Origin of the sequence: Pseudoalteromonas sp. P1-8, from assembly GCF_001399985.1 — a bacterium.
GTDB lineage: Bacteria > Pseudomonadota > Gammaproteobacteria > Enterobacterales > Alteromonadaceae > Pseudoalteromonas.
The window spans coordinates 1-2772 of the sequence record NZ_LJSO01000004.1 but is presented as its reverse complement, the minus strand read 5'-3'; the positions used below and the strand labels follow the sequence as shown (position 1 = coordinate 2772).

Here is a 2772-nt window from a genome sequence, read left to right as displayed (position 1 = left end):
AACTCGCAACTCGCAACTCGCAACTCGCAACTCGCAACTCTCACCCACAAAAAAGCCGTGGGATTTTCATCACACGGCTTTTGATATTTCGCTTAGTCGTTTTATTAGAACGAGTAGCTGTAACCTAGTTGTAGGGTACGTGGTTTACCTGGTTGAATACCGCCGTTTGCACGGTTTGCAACGTAGGTTTTGTCAAACAGGTTGTCTACTGTTAGGTATACTTTTTGTTTGTCGTCGATTAGGTATTTAGCTGCTAAATCCCATACAACGCGGCTGTCGATTGCATTGCGACCTGAGTCTGTTAAGTCTGCGTGTGCATCAGACACATAACGCATTTGCGTATCGAATACGAAGCTTGAGAACTCAGCACCCACTGAAAGCGCTAATTGGTTTTCAGGTACGTATGGCATTGCATCGCCTTTTTCTACGCTACCCCAAAGATCCGATTCAAACGCATTGTCGAACTCAGAATCAGTGTAAGTGTAAGTTAAGCGAACTGGGAATGAAGCTGCGTTTGTAGCAAACACTTTACCTGCGCTAAGCTCAAAACCAGATACAGATACTTCACCGTAGTTGTATTGGTCGCCAATGTTGTCATCGCTACAACCTACAGCCGCAGTACAGTTACCGTGCATGTTTGTGTAGTCAGAGTTAAAGTAAATTACTTCACCTTGAATGCCAGCGTAATCGTAACGACCACCTAGCTCAATGTTAACACTCTCTTCTTCTTCTTGATCCGCATTACCCGGTGCCGCTGGAGCGTAACCTTTTTGAATGCCAGCAAGAAGCGTTAGGTTATCGCTTACAGTGTAAGTAGCACCTAGTGATGGTACTAAGATCTCAGTGTCGTTGCTGATATCTTTTGTTAGGCCATTTTCACGACTTGGATCAGACTTAGCCCATTCAACTCGTTTGATTGTGATGTCTTCGTAGCGAAGACCTGCGCTAATAACTAATGCATCAAGTGACCACTCATCTTGAATGAATAGGGTAGTTGCTTCAGCGCTATCTAAACGGTTGCTGTTTGAACCTGGAACGCCTTTTTCTGTAAGCGTCATTGATAGGTCTTGGTTAAGCGTGTACTTGTCTTCCCATTGGAAACGATCCATTTCATCTTCGTGGTAACGTGCACCAACTGTGATGTAGTGGTTGCCCGCAGGGATATGGAATTCAGTTTGTAAGCCTTTCGCTTGGTAATCACGGTTATTCGCTTTTACGCCAACACCTTCAATGCCTTCGCTCGTTGGGTTTGCTTCAAACTCGCTGTATTGCTCAAGGTAGCTGCTGCTTACTTTGCTTGCTTTATACCAGTTACGGTGGAAATCGTTCAGGTAAGCTGTAGCAAGTAGCTCGTAACCTTTACCAAAGCGGTATGCATAGTTGATTTGGTATGCATTGTGTTGTGTGTTCATTTCATCGTTTTGCGATGCAGCATAACGACGGTAAGGGTTTGCTTGGTAATCAGCGTCAGTTAAGCCCATGTAAGTTTCGTCAGAGCGCTCGTCTGAGTACTTTAATTTCATTTCTAGGCTGTGTGCTTCGTTATCACCAAAGTCAAAGCCAAACTTTAATAAGAAATCGTTCTTTTCGAAGCCTGTGTTGTCGCTACCTACTGGTAAATCTTTAAAGCCATCTGCACCGTAAGTAAATACTTCTACAAGGCCCGCAGCATTGTTTTTCTTTTTACCGAAGTAAGCATGACCTTTGTAGAAACCGTCGCTACCAAGTTCAGCGTTAAGTAAACCTTTAGACCCTTCAGTTGGTAAGCTACGAGAAACTAAGTTTAAAACACCGCCTGTTGTACGTGGGCCATACTTAACAGAAGCTGCACCTTTAAGTACTTCGATTGACTCCATACGACCCATAGTAGGGAAGTAGTAAGCAGAAGGCGCTGAGTAAGGTGCTGGTGCTACAAGTACACCATCTTCCATTACTGAGATTTTGTCGTTACGACCCGTACCCGTACCACGCATACCGATGTTAGGACGAAGGCCGTAGCCGTCTTCTTCTTGTACATATACACCCGGTACAGCACTTAAAACACGAGAGATATCAGTATATTCAAACTTTTCTAGTTCTTGCTCATCAATAAAAGTAGCAGAGCCAGGAATATCGTTAATTGCAGATGCAGAGCCAATTACAGTGATTTGCTCGAAGTTTTTCTCTTCTTTAGTTACATCTTTTGCAAAAGCATTAGCGCTTAAAGATAAAGCGACCGCAGTCGAAAGCGTAGAAACAATAAACTTAGGTGTCATTGTGTGTCCTGTATATGTTTAGATTTTTTTAACCGGCGCAATTAAAACATGTAAAAAAATGCGAATCAATCCTATTTGTAATAAAACAGGTCTGAACTGTAAGTTTATGAAATAAATCAAATATAATGAATATAGTAGTATTGTAATACCAGTCTGGGGTTTTGAGTGGTGTTAAGTAAAACTTAATAAGGTGGAGCCATCAGCCATCAGCCATCAGCTATCAGATTGAAAGTTAGCGAGTTAGAAAGAGTAAAGGGGAAAGTTTGCGAGATGCGAGTTGTAGGAGGCGTTTTAACGCNAAAGTTAGCGAGTTAGAAAGAGTAAAGGGGAAAGTTTGCGAGATACGAGTCGTAGGTCGGGCTTTAGCCCGTCAATGTTAGCGATTATGTGTCGCCATAAATGACGACTTACAGTGCTTGATTCATTAACTCGTAGGTTGGGAAGAGCGGAGCGAAACCCAACGCTTGGAGCCGTCAGCTATCAGATTGAAAAGTTAGCGAGTTAGAAAGAGTAAAGG

The 2772-nt window shown here is 42.9% G+C and carries 1 protein-coding gene; it reads right to left on the bottom strand.

What is annotated here, in order from left to right; genetic code table 11:
- Nucleotides 1-104 precede the first annotated feature (104 nt).
- On the bottom strand, nucleotides 105-2255 hold the full coding sequence (locus AN213_RS06995; RefSeq protein ID WP_055198065.1) for a TonB-dependent receptor domain-containing protein: 2151 nt from the start codon (nucleotides 2253-2255) through the stop codon (nucleotides 105-107).
- Nucleotides 2256-2772: the final 517 nt, after the last annotated feature.